The 23,657-nt window shown below is 60.3% G+C and carries 19 protein-coding genes; 7 read left to right on the top strand and 12 right to left on the bottom strand.

Annotated elements, in window-relative coordinates; all coding sequences use genetic code 11:
- Positions 1–32: 32 nt before the first annotated feature.
- Positions 33–1,271 carry an MFS transporter gene (locus tag RHM69_RS06005; RefSeq protein WP_200599193.1) on the bottom strand — a complete coding sequence of 413 codons (1,239 nt, stop codon included), beginning with the start codon at positions 1,269–1,271 and terminating at the stop codon, positions 33–35.
- 154 nt (positions 1,272–1,425) lie between these two features.
- On the opposite strand from RHM69_RS06005, the gene RHM69_RS06000 reads away from it, so the two are divergent.
- Positions 1,426–2,238, top strand: coding sequence for a class I SAM-dependent methyltransferase (locus RHM69_RS06000; protein ID WP_014718359.1), 813 nt, complete (start codon positions 1,426–1,428; stop codon positions 2,236–2,238).
- A gap of 240 nt (positions 2,239–2,478) precedes the next feature.
- Here RHM69_RS06000 and RHM69_RS05995 read toward each other — a convergent pair whose 3' ends face one another.
- The gene (locus tag RHM69_RS05995; protein WP_200599192.1) at positions 2,479–2,865 is read right to left on the bottom strand and encodes a TIGR03067 domain-containing protein; all 387 of its coding nucleotides are present in this window, start codon (positions 2,863–2,865) and stop codon (positions 2,479–2,481) included.
- Positions 2,866–3,205: 340 nt separating this feature from the next.
- Here RHM69_RS05995 and RHM69_RS05990 point away from each other — a divergent pair, with 340 nt between their 5' ends.
- Positions 3,206–4,531: a Wzz/FepE/Etk N-terminal domain-containing protein gene (locus RHM69_RS05990; protein ID WP_014718361.1), complete on the top strand. Its 1,326-nt coding sequence runs from the start codon at positions 3,206–3,208 to the stop codon at positions 4,529–4,531.
- Positions 4,532–4,794: 263 nt separating this feature from the next.
- Positions 4,795–5,694, top strand: coding sequence for a lipid A hydroxylase LpxO (lpxO, locus tag RHM69_RS05985; protein ID WP_014718362.1), 900 nt, complete (start codon positions 4,795–4,797; stop codon positions 5,692–5,694).
- Between the two features lie 18 nt (positions 5,695–5,712).
- Here the strand turns inward: lpxO and ligD are convergent, their stop codons facing one another.
- Entirely contained in the window at positions 5,713–8,226 is a 2,514-nt protein-coding gene (gene ligD / locus RHM69_RS05980; RefSeq protein WP_200599191.1) for a DNA ligase D, read from the bottom strand.
- 24 nt (positions 8,227–8,250) lie between these two features.
- Positions 8,251–9,090 carry a Ku protein gene (locus RHM69_RS05975; protein ID WP_014718364.1) on the bottom strand — a complete coding sequence of 280 codons (840 nt, stop codon included), beginning with the start codon at positions 9,088–9,090 and terminating at the stop codon, positions 8,251–8,253.
- A 185-nt stretch (positions 9,091–9,275) separates the two neighbouring features.
- On the opposite strand from RHM69_RS05975, the gene RHM69_RS05970 reads away from it, so the two are divergent.
- Together RHM69_RS05970 and RHM69_RS05965 are read left to right on the top strand one after the other, a co-directional pair.
- Positions 9,276–9,584, top strand: a complete 309-nt coding sequence (locus tag RHM69_RS05970; RefSeq protein ID WP_014718365.1) for a hypothetical protein — start codon at positions 9,276–9,278, stop codon at positions 9,582–9,584.
- A gap of 12 nt (positions 9,585–9,596) precedes the next feature.
- Positions 9,597–10,754, top strand: a complete 1,158-nt coding sequence (locus RHM69_RS05965; protein WP_200599190.1) for a PQQ-dependent sugar dehydrogenase — start codon at positions 9,597–9,599, stop codon at positions 10,752–10,754.
- A 176-nt stretch (positions 10,755–10,930) separates the two neighbouring features.
- On the opposite strand, the gene RHM69_RS05960 is transcribed toward RHM69_RS05965, so the two are convergent.
- Entirely contained in the window at positions 10,931–11,410 is a 480-nt protein-coding gene (locus RHM69_RS05960; RefSeq protein ID WP_130174951.1) for a DUF1348 family protein, read from the bottom strand.
- A 54-nt stretch (positions 11,411–11,464) separates the two neighbouring features.
- Positions 11,465–12,028 carry a TetR/AcrR family transcriptional regulator gene (locus RHM69_RS05955; protein ID WP_014718368.1) on the bottom strand — a complete coding sequence of 188 codons (564 nt, stop codon included), beginning with the start codon at positions 12,026–12,028 and terminating at the stop codon, positions 11,465–11,467.
- A gap of 124 nt (positions 12,029–12,152) precedes the next feature.
- Here RHM69_RS05955 and pssA point away from each other — a divergent pair, with 124 nt between their 5' ends.
- Complete coding sequence (gene pssA, locus RHM69_RS05950) at positions 12,153–13,496, top strand: CDP-diacylglycerol--serine O-phosphatidyltransferase (protein ID WP_200599189.1); 1,344 nt, start codon at positions 12,153–12,155, stop codon at positions 13,494–13,496.
- A gap of 71 nt (positions 13,497–13,567) precedes the next feature.
- Here pssA and efeO (RHM69_RS05945) read toward each other — a convergent pair whose 3' ends face one another.
- The 4 genes from efeO (RHM69_RS05945) to efeU are packed head-to-tail and all read right to left on the bottom strand — an operon-like array spanning position 13,568 to position 17,786.
- Positions 13,568–14,383: an iron uptake system protein EfeO gene (efeO, locus tag RHM69_RS05945; RefSeq protein ID WP_014718370.1), complete on the bottom strand. Its 816-nt coding sequence runs from the start codon at positions 14,381–14,383 to the stop codon at positions 13,568–13,570.
- 25 nt (positions 14,384–14,408) lie between these two features.
- Positions 14,409–15,713 (bottom strand): iron uptake transporter deferrochelatase/peroxidase subunit, encoded by a 1,305-nt coding sequence (gene efeB, locus RHM69_RS05940; protein WP_060766477.1) that lies wholly within the window; start codon positions 15,711–15,713, stop codon positions 14,409–14,411.
- Positions 15,714–15,727: 14 nt separating this feature from the next.
- Positions 15,728–16,930 carry an iron uptake system protein EfeO gene (gene efeO, locus RHM69_RS05935; RefSeq protein ID WP_019820120.1) on the bottom strand — a complete coding sequence of 401 codons (1,203 nt, stop codon included), beginning with the start codon at positions 16,928–16,930 and terminating at the stop codon, positions 15,728–15,730.
- Between the two features lie 10 nt (positions 16,931–16,940).
- Entirely contained in the window at positions 16,941–17,786 is an 846-nt protein-coding gene (efeU, locus tag RHM69_RS05930) for an iron uptake transporter permease EfeU (protein ID WP_014718373.1), read from the bottom strand.
- Between the two features lie 168 nt (positions 17,787–17,954).
- Between efeU and RHM69_RS05925 the strand changes: the two genes are divergently transcribed.
- Positions 17,955–18,971: an AraC family transcriptional regulator gene (locus RHM69_RS05925; RefSeq protein ID WP_019820116.1), complete on the top strand. Its 1,017-nt coding sequence runs from the start codon at positions 17,955–17,957 to the stop codon at positions 18,969–18,971.
- 86 nt (positions 18,972–19,057) lie between these two features.
- Here RHM69_RS05925 and RHM69_RS05920 read toward each other — a convergent pair whose 3' ends face one another.
- Both RHM69_RS05920 and RHM69_RS05915 read right to left on the bottom strand, forming a co-directional pair.
- Positions 19,058–20,473: an efflux transporter outer membrane subunit gene (locus tag RHM69_RS05920; RefSeq protein ID WP_014718375.1), complete on the bottom strand. Its 1,416-nt coding sequence runs from the start codon at positions 20,471–20,473 to the stop codon at positions 19,058–19,060.
- Positions 20,470–23,649, bottom strand: a complete 3,180-nt coding sequence (locus RHM69_RS05915) for an efflux RND transporter permease subunit (RefSeq protein WP_003191086.1) — start codon at positions 23,647–23,649, stop codon at positions 20,470–20,472. The genes RHM69_RS05920 and RHM69_RS05915 overlap by 4 nt, the downstream gene beginning before the upstream one ends.
- Between the last annotated feature and the right edge of the window lie 8 nt (positions 23,650–23,657).

The raw sequence follows: 23,657 nt of genomic DNA, 5'->3' as shown, positions 1-23,657 counted from the left end.
GTGTTGGAATTTGGCGCGCATTGTCGCATATGTCAGGCGACAGTTGTATGGCGAGCGAAGGATGGTTTTGCCAAGGTCTCCGGCATCGCCAGCCACAACAGCATCAAGGCAGCGGCTGCAACTGCCGCCAACGTCAGGAACGCCGCGTTGTAGCCAGCCTGCTGCACCACGAAACCGGCCAGGCTGCTACTGAGCGCCGCGCCGAGGCCGAATACGGTGGAGAGGGCGCCCAGGCTGACGTTGAAGCGCCCGGTGCCTTGGGTCAGGTCTTTGACGATCACCGGGAACAGGGCGCCGAAAATGCCGGCACCGATACCGTCGAGCATCTGCACGGCTACCAACCAATATGGGTCGCTGGATAGGGTATAGAGCACGCCACGCAACGGCAGTATCAGGAAACCGGCAAGCAGCAGTGGCTTGCGCCCCCAGATATCGGCCTTGAGCCCGACCAGCCAGGCCATCGGCACCATCACCAACTGTGCGGCGACAATGCAGGCTGAAGTCAGCGGGGTAGCCATCTGCAGATTGATCTGCGCCAGTTTCTGACTGACCAACGGCAGCATCGCGGCGTTGGCCAGGTGAAACAGTGCGCAGCAGATGGCGAACAGTAGCAGCGGTTGGTTGGTGAGCAGCGCGTTAAGCCCCGAGGGCTGTTCGTGGTCGGTGTGATGGGCCGGATCAAAACCACGGGCGACCTCATGGTCAATCGCCTTGGCCGGCACGCAACTGACCGCAATGACACTGGCGACGGCCATGAACGCCATCAGGTAGAACACCACCACCGGCCCGAACAGGTAGGCCAGCCCGCCGGCCAGCAATGCGGCCACGGCATTGCCGGCATGGTTGAAAGTCTCGTTGCGCCCGGTACGCCGGGTGAAGGCACGCGGCCCGGTGATTCCCAGCGAAATGGCGGAAATTGCCGGGGCAAAGACAGAGGCAGCTACGGCGCTGGCAGCTTGGGTCAGCGCCACCCAGCCAAATGAACTGACGAAGGGCAGCATCAGGCAACTGCCCGTCACCAACAGCGCGGCCAGGGCGACCACCGCACGTTTGCTGCGAGTGCGGTCGATCAACGCACCCGCGGGGCCTTGGGTCAGCAAGGCAGCGATGCCTGCGAGGGTCATGACCACGCCAATGCTGGCCGGCTCCCATTGATGCACGGCCAGCAGGTAGATCGCCAGGTACGGTCCGAGACCGTCGCGTACATCGGCGAGAAAGAAGTTCAGGCTGTCCAGGGATAAAGCGATACGCAGGTTTGAATGACGGGCCACGATGCGACCTTCAAGAGCGGCGTTCAGGGGCTGAACACGCGTTGGGTTAATGACCGGTGGGCTGGGTGATAAGTTTCGCGGTGGGCCAGGGTTTCCTCCTGCGCGCATTTAATTTACTTTCCGAAGCCCACTGGAATGAATTTCTGGAGAAGCAATGGACATGCCCTCAGCGCAAGAGGCGATCGCCAGCAATAGAAATGCCTGGGACGAATCCGCCGGGTTGCATAAAGACACCGCGACCTGGGCGGCACTGCTGGACTCGGTAGCCGAGCCTGATTTTTCCTGCCTGGACCCGACCATCACCACCTTGCTGCAAGAGGTAGGCGTGGTGGGCAAGGACGTGGTGCAATTGTGCTGCAACAACGGGCGCGAAAGCCTTTCGTTGTATGGCTTGGGCGCCCGTTCGGTGGTGGGGGTTGATCAATCCCGGGCGTTTCTTGAACAGGCGCGGGAGTTGGCTGAGGCCTCGCCACACAGCCCTGAGTTCATTGAGACCGATATCCACCATTTGCCCGAGCGTTTGCAGGCACGGTTCGATATTGCCCTGGTGACCATCGGCGTGCTGGGCTGGATGCCGGATGTGGCGTTGTTCATGCGCCAGGTTGCCAGTGTGCTGAAGCCCGGCGGTACGTTGGTCATGTACGAAACCCATCCCTTTCTTGAGATGTTTGACCCCTGTGGGGCCAACCCTATGCTGCCTGCCAGTTCTTACTTCCAGCGTGAACCCTTTGTGCTGCAGGAGGCAATTGTCTATGAAGGGAAGGATGAGCGGCCCGGGCCGACCTCCTATTGGTATGTACATACCCTGGGCAATGTAGTCAGCGGGGCTATCGCAGCGCGGTTGCAGATCGCTCATTTGCAGGAATACCCGCATTCAAACCGGGAAGAACTCTACGATCAATATGAGCATCAGGCCGCGCAACTGCCCCTGTGCTTTACCATGACAGCGATCAGGCGTGATGGCTGATCAAGGTTTGCGCACGCAAAAAAAAGGCCCGCGAGGAGAGGGCGGGCCAAGTGATTCACTGGAGTAGGTAGGCCTGACCTTATAGGTCGAAAAGTGAAGTCCTTGTGAAAATGCCGTGATCAAATCGGATAATCACGGCTTATGTGTCCACCTGTGGCGAGGGAGCTTGCTCCCCTAACGGCCTGCCAGCCACCGCCTGTCTGCCTGACGCCCCGCGTTCAAGCCAGCTCCCACATTTGATCAAGAGCGCCGTACGAAGGTGCGCATGGTTTGCCCTGGGCCAGTGCTGAATACAGTGGGCCTGGGCATGCCTTCATCCACTGCGATAAATACGAAATCATCGCCGTCGAGCCGGTAACTGGCGGGGAGTTGCTTGCCTGCATCATCGCCCATGTCGTCCGTCCAGGTAATGCTTTTGGGCGTGGTACTGGCGTCCAGTACGAAGCGTCCTGCCAATAATACTTCGCCACTGACCGTGGTCACTTCGAAGCGATCCCCCGCAATTGTCGTCGTTGCTCCCGGCGCGCTGTGGGCATCCACGGGGTTAAGCACGCCACTGTCTTCAAGGGCTGTTTGTTCCCAAGTGCCTTGCAGTGCGCGAAAGTCCGAAGCGGAAAGGGTTGACATGCAAACTCCTTATTGCTGTTCAAAAAAATGTTCAATTGTATTGAGGCTGACACTGTTCCGCCTGTAGGCGAAATTTTTTTCTTTATAAGACAGCTATTTGACAGCTTTTTCATGTTGTATTGACTACGCTTGCAACCAGATCAGTCTGACATGGCTGTGTCATTTGGCTTACTCACCGAAATGAAACCGAAATAATCCCTAAGTTTGTGGGATATTTCAGGGGACTGAGTGGTCACATCGCCATTGGTCTGCCGTATCCAGGGCGTTGTCCCTGATTTTTGAAGTCTTTTAGACTTCTGAGAATGATGGCCTTTTAGTATTATTTTAAGGTGTTCTTATTTTGAATCGTACTTCCCCGCTTCCGCCTTCCGCAGCGTCTGATGAAATTGATTTATTTGAATTGTTTCACGCCATCTGGCGACAAAAAAAGCTGGTGATCGGGTGTACGCTTCTGGCCGGGGTATTAGGCGCAGGTTATGCCTTCCTGGCACCCAAGACCTATGAAGTCAGCAGTGTGTTGCGGCCTGCTGCAATCAACGAGCTAGACGCCTTGAACCGTTCGGAAGTGTATAAGTTGCCGCCTGCCGATGCGCTGCTCAAAGTGGGCGCGCAGTTGGACTCTTATGATGCACGCCTGGGGTTCTTCAAGGATCATGAGGAGTTGTTCAAGGCGTTCAAGAAACCGGGGCAAACCCTTGAGCAGAGCTTTGAGGCGTTCAACCGCAATTCGGTCAATCTGATTTTGCCTGACCCCAAGAAATCCGATTCGTTGAGCAGCTATATCCGTCTGGAACTGCAATACCCGACCGACGTCGATGGTGTTGCGATCCTCAACGGTTTTGTGGACTACGCCATTGCCGCCGAGCGCCAGCAAGTGGGGGCCGACCTCAAGGTGATCGTCAATAACCGCTTGAGCGAGCTCAAGGGCAAGATCGACGCCGCCCGCGCCAACTACGATACCGATAAAGAATCGAAAATCGCCAAGCTGCTGGAAGCGGACCGGCTCAAGCGTGCCCAACTGCAGGATGAACTCAGCGCCCTGCGCCTGCAGATGAAGATGGAACGCACCAACCGCCTCGCCGAGTTGGCCGAAGCCATCAGCATTGCCAAGTCCATGGGCATTCGTACACCAACAACGCCGTCCTCAATGGCCGACTCCACCCGCACGGGTTCGAGCCAGGTCATGCGGACCGAGGTGAACAACCAGAAGATCCCGCTGTATTTCATGGGGACCGAGGCGTTGGAAGCCGAACGCGCTGCATTGCAGCAGCGTACCAGCGACGATTTCACCAACCCGCGCATTGCCGAGATCGGCAAAGAGCTGCAACTGCTGGAAAGCAACCGCGAGGTTGAGGTGCTGCGCAAGCGTGGCAATGAAGACATTTTCTTGCAAGACGTCGAGCCGCTTCGCGCTGAAGTCGCCAGGTTGCGTGGTTTGAATATCGATATGAGCAACCTCAAGCTGGTGACCATTGACCGTCGAGCCCAGGAGCCTCTGTCGCCGATCAAGCCGAAAAAGCCGCTGGTTATCGCGTTGAGCCTTGTTGGCGGCCTGTTGCTGGGCCTGATGATTGCGCTGATCCGCTACTTCGTTCGCAGCCGCACTCAGGCCGTGCCCTATACGGCATTAGGGGATCGCCGCGAGGGTAACGACTCGCCGCTGTAACCCTTCCAGCGCCCTCAAACAGGCAGGCTCAAGGGCCTGCCTGCTCCTACCCCCAGCACACTCAGTAGACAGCTTTTCACAATTCTTAGTTAACCTTTGGTTACAAAGTGTGGCTAAATAACTGCCAATGGTCGCACGCAGGCGGTTATCCGCCGGCCGTGTCACCTGTATGTGAATTGTGATTTCAGGTGCTGCTTATCCATCCTCGGCCGTTGTGGGCCCGCAGGAGCAGCCTGTTCTCTCCCTGACGTGTGACGAATCCCTTGAAACTCATCATTGTTGCTCTCTACGTTGCTTCCATTGCGTATGTACACCTGCGCGGTCGGGTGCGACACAAGCTGGGTCGCCAGCTTAGCGATCACTCGACGTTCCTGGCGCCGATCAACTGTTTCCTGTACCTGTTCTCCAAGCAGCCCAGCCGTCCCTACCTCTCGCCCAGCGACTTTCCAGACCTGAGCCCATTGCAGGAGCACTGGGAAGAGATCCGCGAAGAAGGCCAGAATCTGATGCGGGCGGGTGAGATCAAACGCTCGGAGCAATACAACGACGTAGGGTTCAACTCGTTTTTCAAGACCGGCTGGAAGCGGTTCTACCTCAAGTGGTACGGCGACAGTCACCCCTCGGCGATGAAGCTGTGCCCACGCACCACCGAGCTGGTGCAAAGCATCGGCTCGATCAAGGCGGCCATGTTCGCCGAGCTGCCACCGGGCTCCAAGCTGGTACGTCACCGTGACCCGTATGCGGGCTCGTACCGCTATCACCTGGGGCTGGATACCCCTAACGATCCAGGTTGCTACATCAATGTGGATGGCGAAAGCTATTACTGGCGCGATGGCGAGCCGGTGATGTTCGACGAGACCTACATTCACTACGCGGAAAACACCACCCAACAGAACCGCATCATTCTGTTCTGTGATATCGAACGGCCGATGAAGTACCGCTGGGCAGCTGCGTTCAACCGCTGGTTCAGCCGCAATGTGATGGCGGCCGCAGGTTCGCCCAACGATGAGGGTGACAAGACCGGCGGCCTCAACCGTGCCTTTACCCGTCTGTACAAGATTCGCCTGCGTGGCAAAGAGCTCAAGAAGCGCAATCGCACGCGCTACTACCTGGAAAAGTGGGCGATCTTTGCCGGTCTGGCGCTGATCTTCATTCTTATCTGACCTGGCTCAAGGCGCGGATCACCCAGGGGGTTGCGCGCCCAGCTTGTCCCACATTTTTTTGCTGATCTTCTGTCGATTGGCATACCCCGCCCAGGGGTCATCCTTCAACGTTTGCAGCCGCTGATGCAGGTTCGCCACTGTCCACTGCTGGGCGCCACGCAATCCTTTCAACTCCTCTCGACCCACCGGCACCGACACTGGCAGGCCCGGGCGGGCCCGCACGGAATACGCCGCTACGGTACTGGCGCCACGGGCGTTGCGCAGGTAATCGATAAATATCTTGCCGACGCGGTTCTTGGGGCCACTGGTGGCGGTAAAGCGTTCGGGCAGTTGCCGGGTCATGAATTGGGCAATGGCTTTGGCGAACGCCTTCACGGTGTCCCAGCCGTCGCGCCGGGCCAACGGCACGATCAAGTGCAGGCCCTTGCCGCCGCTGGTTTTGACGAAAGCTTGCAAGCCCAGCTCATCGAGTACCGACAGGGTCAGTTGGGCCGCTTCCAGCATGGCTTTCCAGGGCAGGGCCGGGTCCGGGTCGAGATCGAGAACAAACAGGTCAGGCGTTTCAATCTTGTCTGCAGTGGCGCCCCAGGTGTGAAATTCGACGGTACCCATTTGCACCGCGCCGACCAGGGCCTCCACGCTGTCTATTTCCATCAGGCGCGCATGGCCTGGGTCCAGCGCCTGGTCCAATTGCTTGATGTGGGGGATGGCCATACGCTCTGAGTGCTTCTGGAAGAACTGCTCACCTTCGATCCCTTCCGGCGCCCGCAGCAATGACACGGCACGTGCGCGCAGGAAGGGCAGGATCCATTCGCTGATATCGGTGTAGAACTGCGCCAGTTGCTGTTTTTGCGTGCCGCTGTGCTTGTCGATAATGCGCTCGGGGTGAGTGATTTTCACGCTCTTCACCGTTGCCTGCGCTTTACCGGCTTTCGACGTTTCGGGTGCCTTGACCGACTTGGCCGCGCGCGGCTGTTCATGAATGATCTGCGAGGCTGGCTTGTCGGTGCGCAGGCCCACAAACGCGGCTTGGCGCACCACGCCTTCGCGGGTCCATTCGGCAAATTGCACCTCGCCGACCAGGCTCGGCTCAACCCAATGCACGCCACGGGCCTGGGCACTGGTCAATGGTTTTTGCAGGGGCGAGTCCTTGCGCTCAAGCGGGGTGAGCTTGGCATAGATACTTTTCAGCGCCGCCTGGTCAAAGCCTGTGCCCACGCGCCCGGCATATACCAGGCCGGTGTCATCGTTGACCGCCAACAGCAGCGCCCCAAAGCCGCTGCGCGAACCTTGGGGGCGGGTGTAGCCGACAATCACGAACTCTTGGCGCAGGCGGCATTTGAGCTTGATCCAGTCGGCACTGCGCCGCGACACGTAGGGGCTGCCGGCGCGCTTGCCGATCACGCCTTCGAGCGCCAGGTCACAGGCGCTCTCGAAAATATCGCGCTGGCTGGCGGCAAAGGCTTCGGAGAAGCGCAGCAGTTTGCTTCGGCTGGCGGACAGCGCAGATTTAAGCGCAGCCCGACGCTCTTCGACCGGGTCTTCACGCTGGTCGCGGCCGTTCAAAAACGGTGCGTCGAACAGGTAATAGACAATGTCCAGGCTGCGGCCGATATCGAACGCGTTTTGCAGCGCCTGGAAATCCGGCAGCCCGTCGCCATTGAGGCTGACCACTTCGCCATCCAGCCAACTGTCCTTGAGCTTGAGGGCTTGCAAGGCTTTGCACTGACGTGGCAGGCGTTCGGTCCAGTCGTGGCCGTTACGGGTGAACAGGCGCACTTCGCCGTCGCGAATACGCGCCATGATGCGGTAGCCGTCGAACTTGATCTCGTAGCGCCAATCACCTTCGGGCGCCCGGTCCACCAAGGTTGCCAATTGGGGGGCAAACTCATCCGGCAGGGCAGCGATGCGCTTGGGCGTTTTGGCTTTTGGCGCGGCCTTGGGTTTGGCCTTGGCCTTTGGCTTACCCACCACCGCATCGCTGAGCACGCTGGCGGGCTCGGCCTGGACGATATCGAACTCAGCGGCCGGGCGCGCCTGCTGATCGTTTTCCTTGATCAACAGCCATTGCTCCTTGTCGCCGCTGCCCTTGAGCCGGGTGCGTACCAGCGCCCAGTCACCGGAGAGTTTTTCACCGACCAGGGTGAATTTGAGCTTGCCCGCCGCGTAGGCTTTGCGCGGATCATCGTGGGGCTGCCAAATGCCTCGGTCCCATACGATCACATCCCCCGCACCGTATTGGCCGGCGGGAATGCTGCCCTCGAAACTGCCATAGCTCAGTGGGTGGTCTTCAACATGCACCGCCAGGCGTTTTTGGCTCGGGTCCAGGCTTGGGCCCTTGGGCACCGCCCAGCTCAGCAGCACGCCATCGAGTTCCAGGCGAAAGTCGTAGTGCAGGTTGCGCGCATCGTGCTTTTGAATCACGAAGCTGAGGGCCGAGACGTTGCGTTTGCTGGCGGGTGAGCTGCCGGCGGGTTCGGCGGTGATCTTGAAATCGCGCTTGCGATTGTACTCACTCAGGGGCTTTGCCATGTCATTCTCCCGTCAATGGCAGGCTCAAGAGGCCTTGTTATTGGACTTTTTCGCGGTGCTTTTTTTCGCCGCAGGTTTACCCGCCAGGCTGCGTTTGAGCAGTTCGGTCAGGTCGATGACATCCGCGGATTTTCGCTCTTCGCCGCCTTCGACCGTTTCCACATCTTCGATCTTGCCGGCCTTGGCCTTCTTCGCCACCAGCGCCCTGATCTTGTCCTGGAAGCTGTCACGGTATTCATCGGGCTGCCAATCGGCGCTCATGTCTTCCACCAGGCGCTTGGCCATGTCCAACTCACCTTTGGCCAGGGTCGGCTTTGTCACATCGCTGCCCAGTTCCAACTCATCCAGGCTGCGCACTTCAGCGGGCCAGCGCAGCATGACCAGCACCAGAGCCGATTCCAGCGGCATCAACGCGGCCAGGTGTTGCTTGGTGTGCAGTACCACATTGGCCAGGGCCACCTTGCCGGTTTTTTTCAGCGCTTCGCGCAGCAGTGCATAGACCTTGCCGCCGCGTTTATCCGGAGCGAGGAAGTAGGGCGTGTCGATGTTTTGCAGGGGGATCTGGTCGCTGGCGACGAAGGCGATGATTTCGATGGTCTGGGTGGACTTGGGGTGGGCCGAGCGAATTTCGTCTTCGCTGAGCACCACGTAGCGTCCTTTTTCAAAGGCCACGCCCTTGACGATATTTTCCTTGGTGACTTCCTTGCCGGTGGTTTTGTTGATGCGCTTATAGCCCACCGGGTCCATGCTGCGCTTGTCCAACCAGTCAAAGTCGACGCCTTGTGAAGAGGTCGCCGAAACCAGCGATACCGGGATGTGAACCAAGCCGAAACTGATGGCGCCTTTCCAGATTGCCCGTGGCATAGGTGTGATTCCTCAACGAAGAGCTTGTGTGCTGGTGACTCACAGGGCAGGGCAAAAGTTTCGGCGGATAGATGCTCGGACAGATCGTGTTACACCTGATGAGAAACTATTTAGTGTCACAACGCGAACCCGCGGCGTAGCGTGTTATCGAAAGCACGTAGTACTTGGCATAGAGAGGTTTGGCCATGAACCGTTGTGTACGTCATCTCGCAGCACTGGCGCTGGGCCTGGCCCTTGCGCCATTGGCCCAGGCGCAAAACCTGCCGGGGCGTAGCGACCACGGCCCTATTCACCGGGCCAACCCCAATAGCATGCAGGGCACCCAGCCCAATGCACCGGCTGTTCGCAGTATCCAGCCCGTCCCGGCCAACCCGCGGCCAACGCTGGAAAACGGTGGCATCGGCAACCGCTACCCCAAGCAGGAGGCGGCCCCCAGCCGCCCGGCCACCGCACCCAAAGCGCCCACCTATGATGCCAACGGCAATCGCCGCTGAGGATTTCGCCTTATGTTTGTACGTAAAACCCTGCTAGCCGCCCTGTGCGCCACCGCGTTGCTGCCGTTGAGCGCGGCGTATGCCGTCGTTAGCCAACAGTTCCCCACTGAGCAAGGCAGCATCACCGCCACGCCGGTCGCCAAGGGCCTGGACCATCCATGGGCGCTGGCGTTTTTGCCGGACCAGCAAGGTTTCCTGGTGACCGAGTTACCTGGGCACCTGCGGTTTGTCAGCCCGGACGGCAAGCTGTCTGCGCCCTTGAAGGGCGTGCCGCAGGTATGGGCCAAAGGGCAGGGCGGGTTGCTGGATGTGGTGCTGTCGCCAGACTTCAAGCAGGACCGCCTGGTGTACCTGTCGTACGCCGAAGGCGGTGGCGAGGGTGGCAAGGCCGGCACAGCCGTAGGGCGTGGTCGCTTGGCCGCTGACTTGAGCGGCTTGGAGGACTTCAAGGTGATCCTGCGCCAGGAGCCCAAGCTGTCTACCGGCAACCACTTCGGCTCGCGCCTGGCCTTCGACCGTGATGGCTACCTGTTCGTGACTCTTGGAGAGAACAACGACCGCCCCACGGCCCAGGATTTGGACAAGTTGCAAGGCAAAGTGGTGCGCATCTACCCGGATGGGCGCGTGCCGGATGACAACCCTTTCGTCGGTCAACCCGGCGTGCGTCCCGAGATCTGGTCCTATGGGCAGCGTAACCCGCAAGGGCTGGCCTTGAATCCCTGGAGCGGCACGATCTGGGAAAATGAACACGGGCCCCGTGGCGGTGATGAAGTCAATATCATCGAGCGCGGCAAGAACTACGGCTGGCCGTTGGCAACCCATGGCATCAACTATTCCCTGCTGCCGATTCCCGAAGCCAAGGGCAAAACGGCAGAGGGCACAGTGGCGCCCCACCATGTGTGGGAGAAGTCGCCGGGTGTCAGTGGCATGGCGTTCTATGACGGCGACCGGTTCAAGGCATGGCAGCACAACCTGTTTGTCGGTGCGCTGGTGAGTCAGGAGCTGATTCGGTTGCAGTTCGAGGGTGACAAATTGGTCCACGAGGAACGCTTGTTGGGCGAATTGAAAGCGCGGATCCGCGATGTGCGACAGGGGCCGGATGGCTTTCTGTATGTGCTGACCGATGAGGATGATGGTGTGTTGTATCGCGTTGGGCTGAATCAGGACTAAACGTGTGGGAGGGGGCTGGCAGCAGACGCAGATCCAATTGACGCCCCGCGATCCAAGTGTGGGAGCTGGCTTGCCTGCGAAGGCGGTGTGTCAGGCGCTGAATCTGTTACTGCACGACCGCTTTCGCGGGCAAGCCAGCTCCCACATTGGATCTCATTCGGTCTGCAGAGTCGGGGTTATAGCCCCAGCTCTGACAGGCCGGGATGCTCATCCGGGCGCCGCCCCAGCGGCCAATGGAACTTGCGCTCGCTCTCCTTGATTGGCATATCGTTGATGCAGGCAAAGCGGTTGGCCATCAAGCCGTTCTCGTCGAACTCCCAGTTTTCGTTGCCGTACGAGCGAAACCAGTTACCCGAATCATCGTGCCATTCATAGGCATAGCGCACGGCGATGCGGTTATCAGTAAAGGCCCACAATTCCTTGATCAGTCGATAATCCAGTTCCTTGGCCCATTTACGGCTCAGGAACTGCTTGGCTTCTTCGCGGTTATGGGCAAACTCGGCGCGGTTACGCCAGTTCGTGTCCAGGGTGTAGGCCAGGGATACACGTTGCGGGTCGCGGGAGTTCCAGCCATCTTCGGCCAGGCGGACTTTTTCGATGGCAGAGGTGCGGGTAAACGGCGGCCGGGGCGGGCGGACTTCTTCTTGGGCTGACATGGGCGACTCCTCAATGCAATAAAGGTTGGGTCGAAAGTTGCCTGGGCTGTGGGTTCAAAGTTGCAGTAAGGTCCGCGCCATGCATTGCGCATTATCGGCAGCTGTTGAATCACCCATGACCAGGGCAACGGTAATGGCTCCATCGATCAGGATCAGCAGTTGCGCGGCCTGCTGCTCCGGGTCGGGGGTGCCATGTGCTTGGCACAGTTCAAGTGCGTACTCGAACAGTTTGCGTTTATGGGCCTTGGCCAGCAGGCGCACCGGGTTTTGGGCATCGCCGGTTTCACCGCTGGTGTTGATAAAGGCGCAACCGCGAAAGTCTGCCGAGCCGAACCAGCGCTTGAGCGCGCTGAACAGCCCCAGCAGGCGTTCGCCGCTGTCGTCGCTGCGTTCCACTTCGCTGCGCAGCCATTGCATCCAGCGCTCGTCGCGGCGTTGCAAGGCGGCCACCACCAACTCATCTTTGTTGGCGAAGTAGCGATAGATACTTTTTCTCGACACGCCAGCGGTTTTTACCAGTAAGTCCATACCGGTGGCAGCGATGCCGTGGCGATAGATCAACTTCTCGGTGACGTCGAGAATAATGTCGCGGGTTTCATTCTGGGTTATATCGTTCATGTCGAGTACAGTAGAACGATCGTTCTTCATGGTCAACAGTCTTTTTCGATTGCCCGTTGCGAGACCTGAGCAGCCTCATGGTGTAAGCTTTGGACCTCTTCGGATTCGACCCATTGCGAGCCCTATGCCGTCGTTCTTCAAACGCTCCCTGTTGCCCAAGCTGCGCGGTTTTGCGCTGTCCAACGAGGCCCTTGAGGTGCTGCCCAGCGCCGATGCCTATCGTCGCTGCCTGCTGGAGAAAATCGCCCAGGCCACGCGGCGTATCTACATCGTTGCCTTGTACTTGCAGCAGGACGAGGCGGGGCAGGAAATCTACGACGCGCTACACGCCGCCAAGGCCGCACGGCCCGAACTGGACATCGTGGTGATGGTGGATTGGCTGCGCGCCCAGCGCGGGCTGATCGGCGCGGGCAAGCAACCGGGCAACAGCGCCTGGTACCAGGCCATGACCCAGCGCCACGCCAGCGAAGTGCCGGTGTACGGCGTGCCGGTGCAAACCCGCGAGCTGTTCGGCGTGTTGCACCTCAAGGGTTTCGTGATCGATGACAGCGTGCTGTACAGCGGCGCCAGCCTGAACAATGTGTACCTGCACAAGTTCGACAAATACCGCTTCGACCGTTATCACCTGATCCATAGCCAACCCTTGGCCGATTCGATGCAGCACCTGGTGGAACACGGCCTGGTGGCGTCCAAGGCCGTGCATCGCCTGGACCTGCCAAACCCGCCCACCACTCGCAGCCTGCGCAACGACATCGGCGACCTGCGCAGCCGTCTCAAGCATGCGACCTACGACACCACAGCCGGGCAGTTGCCCAATGGCCATCTGTCGGTCAGCCCCTTGCTGGGCGTCGGCAAGAACAACCCGTTGAGCCGGGTGATCCTCGAACTCATCGCCAGCGCCCAGCAGCAACTGACCATCTGCACGCCGTATTTCAACCTGCCATTGCCGGTGACCCGCGAGATCAACCGTGCCCTGGCACGCGGTGTGAAGATCGACATCGTGGTGGGCGACAAGACCGCCAACGACTTCTATATTCCGCCCACTGAACCCTTCAAGGTGATTGCGGCGTTGCCGTACCTGTACGAGATCAGCCTGCGGCGCTTTGCCAAACGGCACCAGCCGATGATCAACAGCGGCCAGTTGAACCTGCACCTATGGCGCGACGGCGATAACACCTATCACCTCAAGGGCATGTGGGTGGATGAGCGCTACACCTTGCTCACCGGCAACAACCTCAACCCGCGGGCGTTTCGCCTCGACCTGGAAAACGGCTTGCTGATCGACGACCCTCAAGGCCAATGGCTAGGGCCGCGAGGCGCTGAGCTTGCGAATATTTTCCAACACACCACGCGTATCCAGGGTTACCAGCAATTTCAGACGCTGGTGGATTACCCGCCCGATGTCGGCAAGTTCCTGCGGCGTGTCAGCCGGGTGCGGATCGAGCGCTTGCTGTACCGCATTCTCTAACTGAGCAACGTGCCGGCAAAAAAACACCCAGGCCCCTCGACAGGGACTGGGTGTTTTTTTGTGCGCGGCAGTTAGTTCAAACCCAGCTTGCCGCGCAGGGTCGAGAGGTCTTCGGCCAGGGTGTTGACCGGGCCGACCAGGGCCTTGCGGTCGTTGTCCTTGACCTTGTCATAGGTCTCGAAGCCGCCATCCTTGGTTTTGTACTTGGCCAGGATCTTGTCGACGCTGGCAAAGTTCTTGTCGACTTTTGCCAGGAAGGCCTGGTCCTGCTGCCCGATCTGGCCACGGAACAGGTCAACGATTTTCTTCGCGCCGTCGATGTTGCCCTGGAAGTCGTACAGGTCGGTGTGGCTGTAGCGGTCTTCTTCACCGGAGATCTTGGTGGCCGCGACTTCTTCAAGCAACGCAGCGGCACCACCGACGACTTTTTCCGGCGGGAAGGTCAGGCCGTCGACGCGGGTCTTGAGGTCATTCACGTCCGCGTTGAGCTTGGCCGTCAGTGCTTGCAGGCCCTGGGTCGAGTTCTGCGAGAACAGCGCGTATTCGATCCGGTGAAAGCCCGTGAAGTCTTCGGCCGTCACGCCTTTTTCATGGTCGTCGACACGCGAATCGATGGACGCGTCGAGGTCGCTGAACAGCTCGGCGATCGGCTCAATGGACTCATAGTGCACGCGGGTTGGCGCATAGAGTTTCTTGGCCGTGGCCAGGTCGCCTTTATTGATAGCGTCGGTGAACGCCTGGGTCTGGGTGACCAGTTCGCCGATTTCTTCGGTGACGTAGATCTTGTAATCCGACACCGGGCCCACCAGGTCCAACGGCGCAGTAGCGGCGAAGCTTGCCAGTGGCGAAAGGCTGAGTAACAACAACGCAATAGACGACTTCTTCATGGGAGACATTCCGCTCTGGTGTGTTTTAGGTCTTGGCAGGAGTTTGAGAGTGCGTTGCCGCGAGCAGCGTGCGCCCGATGAAATCCTTGGGGCCGGTGACCCCTGGCAAGGTGAAGAAATACCCGCCACCCACGGGCTTGAGGTACTCCTCCAGCGGCTCGCCGTTGAGCCGGGTTTGCACGCTGATAAAGCCTTTCTCCAGGTCAGCCTGGTAGCAGATGAACAACAAGCCCATGTCCAGTTGACCATTTTTGTTGACGCCGTTGGAGTAGTTGAACGGCCGCCGCAGGATCAGGTTGGCCTGGGTCTGCGGGGTGCGCGGGTTGGCCAGGCGGATGTGGGCATCGAGCTTGGTCAACTTGCCTTCAGGGTCCTTGCTGTAGTCCGGGACCTGGGTTTCATGCTGGCCGTCCATGGGCGCGCCCGTGGGTTTGACGCGGCCGATGATGCTTTCCTGTTCTTGCAACGGGGTGCGATCCCAGCGCTCGACAAAGTTACGGATGATGCGCACGGCCTGGTAACTGCCATGGGCGGCCCAGGCCGGTTCGTCGCTGGTGGGCTGTACCCAGACGATCTGGTCCATGGCCTTGTCATCGTTGGAGTCGGGGTTGGCCGAGCCATCGCGAAAGCCCAGGAAATTGCGCGCACTCTGCGCCGGCTCACCGGGTTTGGTCGGTGCCTGGGGCGGCACGCTGCCTTCTTGCTTCCAGCGCACCAGCAGCAGGTCGGGCAGGTTTTTGACGATGTCGCGCAGCGCGTGGATATTGGTGTCTGGCGTGTTGGAGCTGAACTGCAGGCTCAGGTCGCCGTGGCACTGCGCCGGTTCCAGCGCATCGTTGGGGAAACCGACCATGCGGCTCAGGCGCTTGGGTTTGGCCGCCGCGAGGCCGAAGCGTTCGTCGAACAACGACTCGCCGACCGATACGGTAATGGTCAGGTTATCCGGCGTGACCACCGGGCCAAGGATGCCGGAATCGGTAGGCGGCAATTTCGGGTCGACCTGGGGCACGGTGCCGCCGGTCATCAGGAACGCGATGCGCTCGTTGAGGGTGCGGAACAGGCGTTCCAGGTCTTCGCGGTCGCTGGCCAGTACATCGAACGCCACGACCATGCCGCAGGCCGGGCGCGGGGTGACGATGCCGCTTTGGTGCTTGCCGAAAAACGCTTGGTGGTCCTGGGTCTTGTCGCTACGCGGGGCCGTGGTGACTTGCTCGGCCGCTGCCGCCATCGCCGGGCAGCTCAGGCTGCTGCCGGCAATCGCAGCGCCGGTGGCCGCCATGCCCAACAGGACGCGGCGACGTTGGAGGTCAAACTGTTCTGTATCACTCATGTGTGCGGTCGTCTTCACTGCAGGCCGGAAAGGCCAAGGGCGGGGTCGATTCCATCGAGTGCAACGGCCAGTGCCTTGGCCTTATCGGCGATCTGCTTGCGCTGATCGGCTGTAACCTTGTCGTAGGTTGGGTAGCGGTCATTCACCTTGAGCCCGTCGAGTTCGGTGTCGAAGGCGTTGAGCGCGCTGTCGATAGCGGGCAACAGGTCGGCGGCGGACTTGCCCAGTAACGGGCGCATCAGGTCGACCACTTTGCGGGCCACCTCAAGATTGGCGGCAAAGCCGTTCAAGTCGATGTGGCTGTAGCGTTCCTCTTCACCGCTCGCCGCGCGAACGTCTGCCAGGCTGTCGAGGTTGCGTACCACAATGCTCACCAGTTGCTCTGGTGGCAGGGACTGGGCCAGTAACTGTTGCTTGAGCGTGGTGACGTCGGTAACCAGGCGTTGGGCGACCGGCGCCAGGCCATCAAGGCTGTGTTGCTGGAACAGGCTGTATTCCAGGCGATGGAAGCCGCTGAAGGCGGGGTCTTGCTCGCGCTTTTCAAAGTAATCGGCGCGGGCGTTGATCGCGTTATCCAATTCGGCCAGGCGCTGGGACGCCGGCGCCAGGCGCTGATACGCCTCACGGGCCGGCACATACAGTGCCTGTGCCTGGGCCAGATCACCGGCGGCGATGGCCTGTTGCAGGGCCGTCACCGCCTTGACCAGCGCACCGCTCTGGCCGCTCAGGTACACGCGAAACTCCGACAACGGGCCAATAAAGGCCACCATCGACGGCTTGGCCTTGGCTTGGGCGTCAGACTCTGCCGTGGGCGTGACATGCAAGGTGCCGCGCGGGTTGCTCAACAGGCCACAGGTAATGGCGTAGTCACCGGGCAACAGGTTGGCATTGATCACCTGGCTCAGGCCCGGGGCAATATTCTCCCGTTCTTCGACCACCAGCACGCCGTCGAGGATTTCCCACTCCACCGCACGGTCGGAGCGGTTGATGATACGAAAGCTTGCGCGCCCGGCCGGCACGGTGAGAGCGTTGGGCTCGCAGGCGTGACTGTGAATCGTGACCGCGATTTCATTGTGGTTGGTCTGGCGCTTGGTCGCGGCCAATTGCGAGGCGTAGTAGAACAGGCCACCGGCGGCGATCATCACCACCACCGAGCCGGCCACGCCCCAGCGCAAGGCGCGGGATGGCGGGGCCGATTGAGGGGTTGGGTTGGACAAGAGACGGTCCTTACTGGCTGGAAACGGAAGAGGTATTGGCAACGGGCTGGGTAGGGGCCGAGGGCAGGAAGAACATCACCAGGGCCACCACCAGGTAAATCAGATAGGCGCCCAGGGTGCTGACGGTCGGCGCCTCCTGGTAACCGAACATGCCGGCCAGTACCGAGCCGAGCGGGCTGTCCATGGGTAATGCAGCGCTGAAATCGAACAGCACGGTCTGCCAGTGGTTCCACACGCCGGCCTCGTGCAGGGCCTGCACCGAGTTGGCGAGAATGCCGGCCGCAACCACCAGGATGAACAGGCCAGTCCAGCGGAAAAATGCACCGAGGTTCAGGCGCATGCTGCCGGAATAAATCAGCAAGCCGACGACAATGGCCAGGACCAGGCCGAGCAGGGCGCCTATCGGAGCGCCTGGGCCTTCACTCTGCTGAAACACCGCCAACAGGAAGAACACCGTCTCCAGTCCTTCGCGGGCCACGGCAAAAAACACCATGGCGATCAGGGCAAACACCTGGTGCCTGGAGCCGGCCAACGCATGGTCGAGAGATTCATGCAGCGAGTGTTTAATCGAGCGCGCCACTTTGCGCATCCAGAACACCATGGAACTGAGAATACCCACGGCGACCAGGCCGACGACACCTTCAAACAATTCCTGCTGCTTTTGCGGGAACTCCGCACTGACCAATTCCAGGCCGCCGCCCACCAGCAGCGCCAGCGCGGCCGCCAGGAACACGCCGATCCACACCGCAGGCATCCACTGGCCACGCCCGGTCTGTTGCAGGTAACTGGCGATAATGCCAACGATCAATGCCGCTTCAATGCCTTCGCGCAGCATGATTAAAAAAGGAACGAGCATCGGGCACCCGGGCGCAACTAGTTAGGGAGCTAAGTTGTAACATAATGATACTCATTGCTAAACAAGAAATATTGACCTTTGCTGAACGTGGGCTGAACAGTGGTGGCGAAGCGCAACCGCCTTTATGATGCGGGGCAATCAGACCGCAGCCGGATAGCTCAACGCCCCATGTCGGAAAAAGACACCATCTCCATCCACCTCGTGCGCGAAGCGCTGTTGCAGAGTTGCGCGCCGGGAGCGGCCACCGTTGAGGCATTGAGCAAAGTCGGGATTGATCCGGCGTTGCTTGAGCAGCCCGACGCTCGCGTGGCGGCCACGGCCTATGCACGCCTGTGGCGCTTGCTGGCGCGGCGCAGGGACGATGAGTTCTTTGGCATGGACCCGCGCAAGCTCAAGTCCGGCAGCTTGGCGTTCCTGTGTCGCGCCGCCGTGGCGCAACCCAGCCTGGCAGCGGGCCTGGAAACCGGCCTGGGGTTTCTGTCGTTGATGCTGGAGCACATGCCAGCCCAGCTGGTGCGTCAACAGAGCCTGGCGGAAATCGTCCTGCTCGAACCTGAGCATGATCCCAAGCGTGCGTTTACCTACTTCACCTATTGGATGATCGTCCACGGCGTCGCCTGCTGGCTGGCAGGGCGGCGCATTCCGATCCTCGCCATCGAGTTGCGTTGCGCGCAGCCGGACTTCTGTGACGATTATCAGGTGATGTTTTCTGACAACCTGCGCTTTGATCGGCCACGCACCCGCATGATTTTTTCTGCCGACTGCCTGGACCTGCCGATCAAGCGCAGCCCGCAGGAGCTCCAACGTTTCCTGGCTCATGCACCGGCTAACATCCTGGTGAAATACCGCGACCCGGAAAGCCTCGCCACGCGCATCAAGCACGACTTGCGGCAGATGCCCCCCGACACCTGGCCGGAAACCGAGGGGCTTGCCGCCAGGTTGTGTATTTCTGCGTCCACACTACGCCGTCGCTTGGCGGAAGAGGGGCAGACCTATCAGGGCCTCAAGGACAGCGTGCGCAAGGAACTGGCGATTGTGTGGTTGGCCGAGCCGCAGATCAGTTTTGCCGAGATCGCCACGCGGTTGGGGTTTGCCGATGCGAGTTCGTTTTATAAGGCGTTTCGTAAGTGGGTGGGATCGAATCCGGGGCATTACCGTAGCCTGATTCTGGGTGAGGCCAGCTAAATCCCACACGAAAAAAAGCCCCGCGACCGAATGGACCGCAGGGCTAAAAATTGGCTGGATGCGACCAACCAAAGGAGCTCTTTACCTCACCGGTTGCTGGCGACCACCGTATCCGGCTGCCAGCCACCACCCAAGGCCTTGTAGATCGCCACGATGCCGCGATACAGATCCACTTCGGCCTGGGCCTGGGCGTCTTCGGCGGCCAGGCGTTCGCGCTGGGCGTCGAGCAGTACCAGGAAGTCCACGGTGCCTTCGCGATAGCGGATCGCCGCGAGGTCGGCGGCGGCGCGGCTGGATTCGCTTTGGCGGATCAGCGAGACCAGGCGTTGCTGGCGCTTGCCGTAATCGCTGAAGGCGTTCTCGGACTCTTCCAATGCCAGCAACACTTGCTGTTCATAGGTCGCCAACGCGCCATCGGCTTCGGCATTCGCGCCACGCAGACGCGCACGCACGCTGCCCAGGTCAAACGCGGCCCACGTGATGCTCGGGCCCAGGGACCAGGCATTCGCCGCGGCGGAGCCGATCTGCGAACCGCGCCCGGCGGTGAACCCGAGGAAACCGCTGAGGCTCACCCGTGGGAACAGGTCGGCCTTGGCCACGCCGATACGTGCGGTGGCGGCGGCCAGTTTGCGTTCGGCGCTGAGGATGTCCGGGCGTCGTTGCAGCAGTTGCCCCGGGTCGCCAATCGGCAACGCCTTGGCAATCGCTGGTAGGTCTTTCGGGCTCAGGTCCACGCTCAGTTTGTCGGGGCGCTGGCCGAGGAGGGTGGCGATGCGGTTGCGCTCGCGCACTTGTTCGGCCTGCAGTTGCGGCACGCTGGCTTCAACTGCTGCCAGGCGCGCGTCGGCACGTTCCACGTCGAGCTGATCACCGACGCCGGCATCACGCAGGCTGACGGTGATGGTGCGCGATTCCTGCTGGTTCTTCAGGTTGTCCAGGGCAATGCGTTCACGCAGTTGCGCTCCACGCAGTTGACCGTAGGCATCCACCAGTTCGGCAATCATGGTGACTTGCAGTTGGTACAGGTCGGCTTCGGCCACCTGTTGGTCGGCGTCGCTGGCTTCCAGGTTGCGGCGGATGCGTCCGAACAAATCCACTTCCCAGGCCATGTCCAGGCCCAGGTCGTAGCGCTCGCTGTTGACACGCTTGGTGGTCTGCCCGGGAATCTGGCCCTTGCCCACATCGCTGCTGGCGCGAGAGGTGACCACCGGCATGATGTCGTTGGCCGCGTCATCACGGATAGCCCGTGCCGCCCGCAGGCGGGCAAAGGCTACGCGCAAATCACGGTTGCCGCTCAGCGACTGGGTTACCAGCTGGTTGAGCGTGGGGTCTTCGAACTGCTGCCACCAGATGCCTTCGTACTTGGCATGGTCGTAGCTTTTGCTGTCGGCGGCGGCCGTGATATTGGCCGCCTCCAGTGGCTGGGTCTTGTAGTCCGGGCCTACGGCACAGGCGGCGAGCGCCAGCACCAACAGGCTCGGCAGGAATACTTTCACACTCATTGCTGTGTCTCCAGCTTCAAGGCCTTGGCCGCTTTGCGCGCTTCACTGCGCTCGACATAGCGACGGATCAGTACGTAGAACACTGGTGTCAGCAACAGACCGAAGAAGGTCACACCGATCATCCCGGAGAACACCGCCACGCCCATGGCATGGCGCATCTCGGCGCCGGCACCGCTGGAGAGCACCAACGGCACCACACCCATGATGAACGCGAACGAGGTCATCAGGATCGGCCGCAGACGCAGGCGGCAGGCTTCCAGTACTGCGGCGAGCGGGTCGAGGCCTTCCTGCTGTTTATCCTTGGCGAACTCGACGATCAGAATCGCGTTCTTGCACGCCAGGCCCACCAGTACGATCAGGCCGATCTGGGTGAAGATGTTGTTGTCGCCGCCCGAGATGATCACCCCGGTAATGGCCGACAGCAGTGTCATCGGTACGATCAGGATCACCGCCAGCGGCAGGCTCCAGCTTTCGTATTGGGCGGCGAGCACCAGGAACGCCAGCAGTACGCAGAGCGGGAATACGAACAGCGCGGTATTGCCCGAGAGGATTTGCTGATAGGTCAGGTCGGTCCACTCGTAGGTCATGCCGTTGGGCAGTTCATCTTTGAGCAGCTTTTCAATCGCGGCCTGGGCCTGGCCAGAGCTGTAGCCCGGCGCGGCGTTGCCGTTGATTTCTGCGGTGATGAAGCCGTTGTAGTGCATCACACGGTCCGGGCCCGAGGTGTCGCTGACCTTGATAAAGGTCGCCAGCGGGATCATCTCGCCTCTGTTATTGCGCACTTTCAATTGGCCGATCTGGTCGGAGTCCTGGCGGAACTGCTGCTCGGCCTGCACGTTGACCTGATAGGTACGCCCGAAACGGTTGAAGTCGTTGGCATACAACGAACCCAGGTAGACCTGCAGGGTGTCGAAGATGTCGCTGATCGCCACGCCGTGAGTCTTGGCCTTTTCGCGGTCGATGGCCGCGTCCACTTGCGGCACGTTCACCGTGTAGCTGGTGAACAGGCCGAACAGTTCAGGCACGCTGTGACTCTTGGCAATCACGTTCTGCACTTCTTTGTACAGCTCGTCATAGCCGAGGTTGCCACGGTCTTCGATCTGCAGGCGGAAGCCCCCGATGGTGCCCAGGCCTTGTACCGGCGGCGGCGGGAAGATCGCCATGTAGGCCTCTTCGATATTGGCGTATTGGCCGTTCAGTGCACCGGCAATCGCACCGGCGGACATGCTCGGGTCTTTACGCTCATCGAACGGCTTCAAGGTCACGAACACGATGCCGCTGTTCGGGCTGTTGGTGAACCCGTTGATCGACAGGCCCGGGAAGGCAATCGCAGCTTCCACGCCGGGTTGTTTCAGGGCGATCTCCGACATGCGCTTCATCACGTTTTCGGTGCGGTCCAGGCTTGCGGCGTCGGGCAGTTGGGCGAAGGCCACCAGGTATTGCTTGTCCTGGGCCGGTACGAAACCGGTCGGCGTGTGGGCAAACCCGAAGAACGTCAGCACCATCAAACCTGCGTAGACGAACAAGGCGATACCGCTGCCGCGAATCACTCGGCGCACGGTGCCTACATAGCCATGGCTGGCCTTTTCGAAAAAGCGGTTGAAGGGACGGAACAGCCAGCCCCCGAAGACCTTGTCGAGGAACTTGGAGAAACGGTCCTTTGGCGCGTCGTGGCCGCGCAGCAGCACAGCGGCCAGGGCAGGGGACAGGGTCAGGGAGTTGAACGCCGAGATCACGGTTGAGATCGCGATGGTCAAGGCGAACTGCTTGTAGAACTGCCCGGTCAAGCCACTGATAAAGGCGGCCGGAATGAACACCGCACACAGCACCAGCGCCGTGGCGATGATGGGGCCGGTCACTTCACTCATGGCTTTTTCGGTCGCCGGGAACGGCTCAAGCCCCAACTCGATATTACGCTCGACGTTTTCCACCACCACGATGGCGTCGTCCACCACAATACCGATCGCCAGCACCAGGCCAAACAATGACAGGGCATTGAGTGAGAACCCGAACAGGTGCATCACCGCAAAGGTACCGATCAATGAAACCGGCACCGCCACCAACGGGATGATCGAGGCGCGCCAGGTCTGCAGGAACAGGATCACCACCAGCACCACAAGGATCAGTGCTTCAAACAGGGTATGCACCACCGCTTCGATGGAGCCGCGTACAAAGATGGTCGGGTCATAGGCGATGCGATAATCCATGCCCGCCGGAAAGCTCTTTTTCAGCTCGGCCATCTTGCTGCGCACATCGTTGGAGATGTCGATGGCATTGGAGCCGGGACGCTGGAAAATCGGAATCGCAACGGCCGGCTGGTTATCGATCAGCGAGCGCAGCGCGTATTGGCTGGAGCCCAGTTCGACCCTGGCGATGTCCTTGAGGCGCGTGATTTCACCGTTGGCGCCGGCGCGAATCACGATGTTCTCGAACTCTTCTTCAGTGACCAGGCGGCCCTGGGTATTGACCGACAACTGGAAGCTGGTGTCACTCGGCGCAGGCTGGGCGCCCAGGGCACCGGCTGCCACCTGGCGGTTCTGCTCGCGGATCGCCGTGACCACATCGGTGGCGGTCAGGTTGCGCGAAGCGGTTTTGTTCGGGTCCAGCCAGACGCGCAGGGAGTAGTCGCCCATGCCGAACAACTGCACGTCACCGACGCCGCCCAGGCGGGCCAGTTCATCCTTGATATTGAGGATCGCGTAGTTGGACAGGTACAGCATGTCATAACGCTGATCCGGGGAGGTCAAGTGCACCACCATGGTCAGGTCGGGAGAGGCCTTGTCCACGGTAATACCGATGCGTGTCACTTCCTCCGGCAGCTTGGGCTGGGTACGCGTCACACGGTTTTGCACCTGCACCTGCGCGTTGTCCAGGTCGGTGCCCAGGGCGAAGGTGATGGTCAGGGTCAGCTTGCCGTCGGCGGTAGATTGCGAGGACATGTACAGCATGTTCTCAACGCCAGTGATGGCTTGCTCCAACGGCGCGGCCACGGTTTCACCGATGACTTTGGGGTTGGCGCCCGGGAAGTTGGCGCGCACCACCACGGTCGGCGGTACCACTTCCGGGTATTCGCTGATCGGCAGTTGGAACAGCGAGATTGCACCGGCAATCAGGATCAACAGCGACAGCACCGCTGCGAAGATCGGCCGTGAAATGAAGAACTTGGAAAAATTCATCTTGAGTC

The sequence above is a fragment of the Pseudomonas sp. CCI1.1 genome, assembly GCF_034348165.1.
Taxonomy (GTDB): Bacteria; Pseudomonadota; Gammaproteobacteria; order Pseudomonadales; family Pseudomonadaceae; genus Aquipseudomonas; species Aquipseudomonas paracarnis.
The sequence above is the reverse complement of the archived record's forward strand: the minus strand, read 5'-3'. Positions and strand labels throughout refer to the sequence as shown.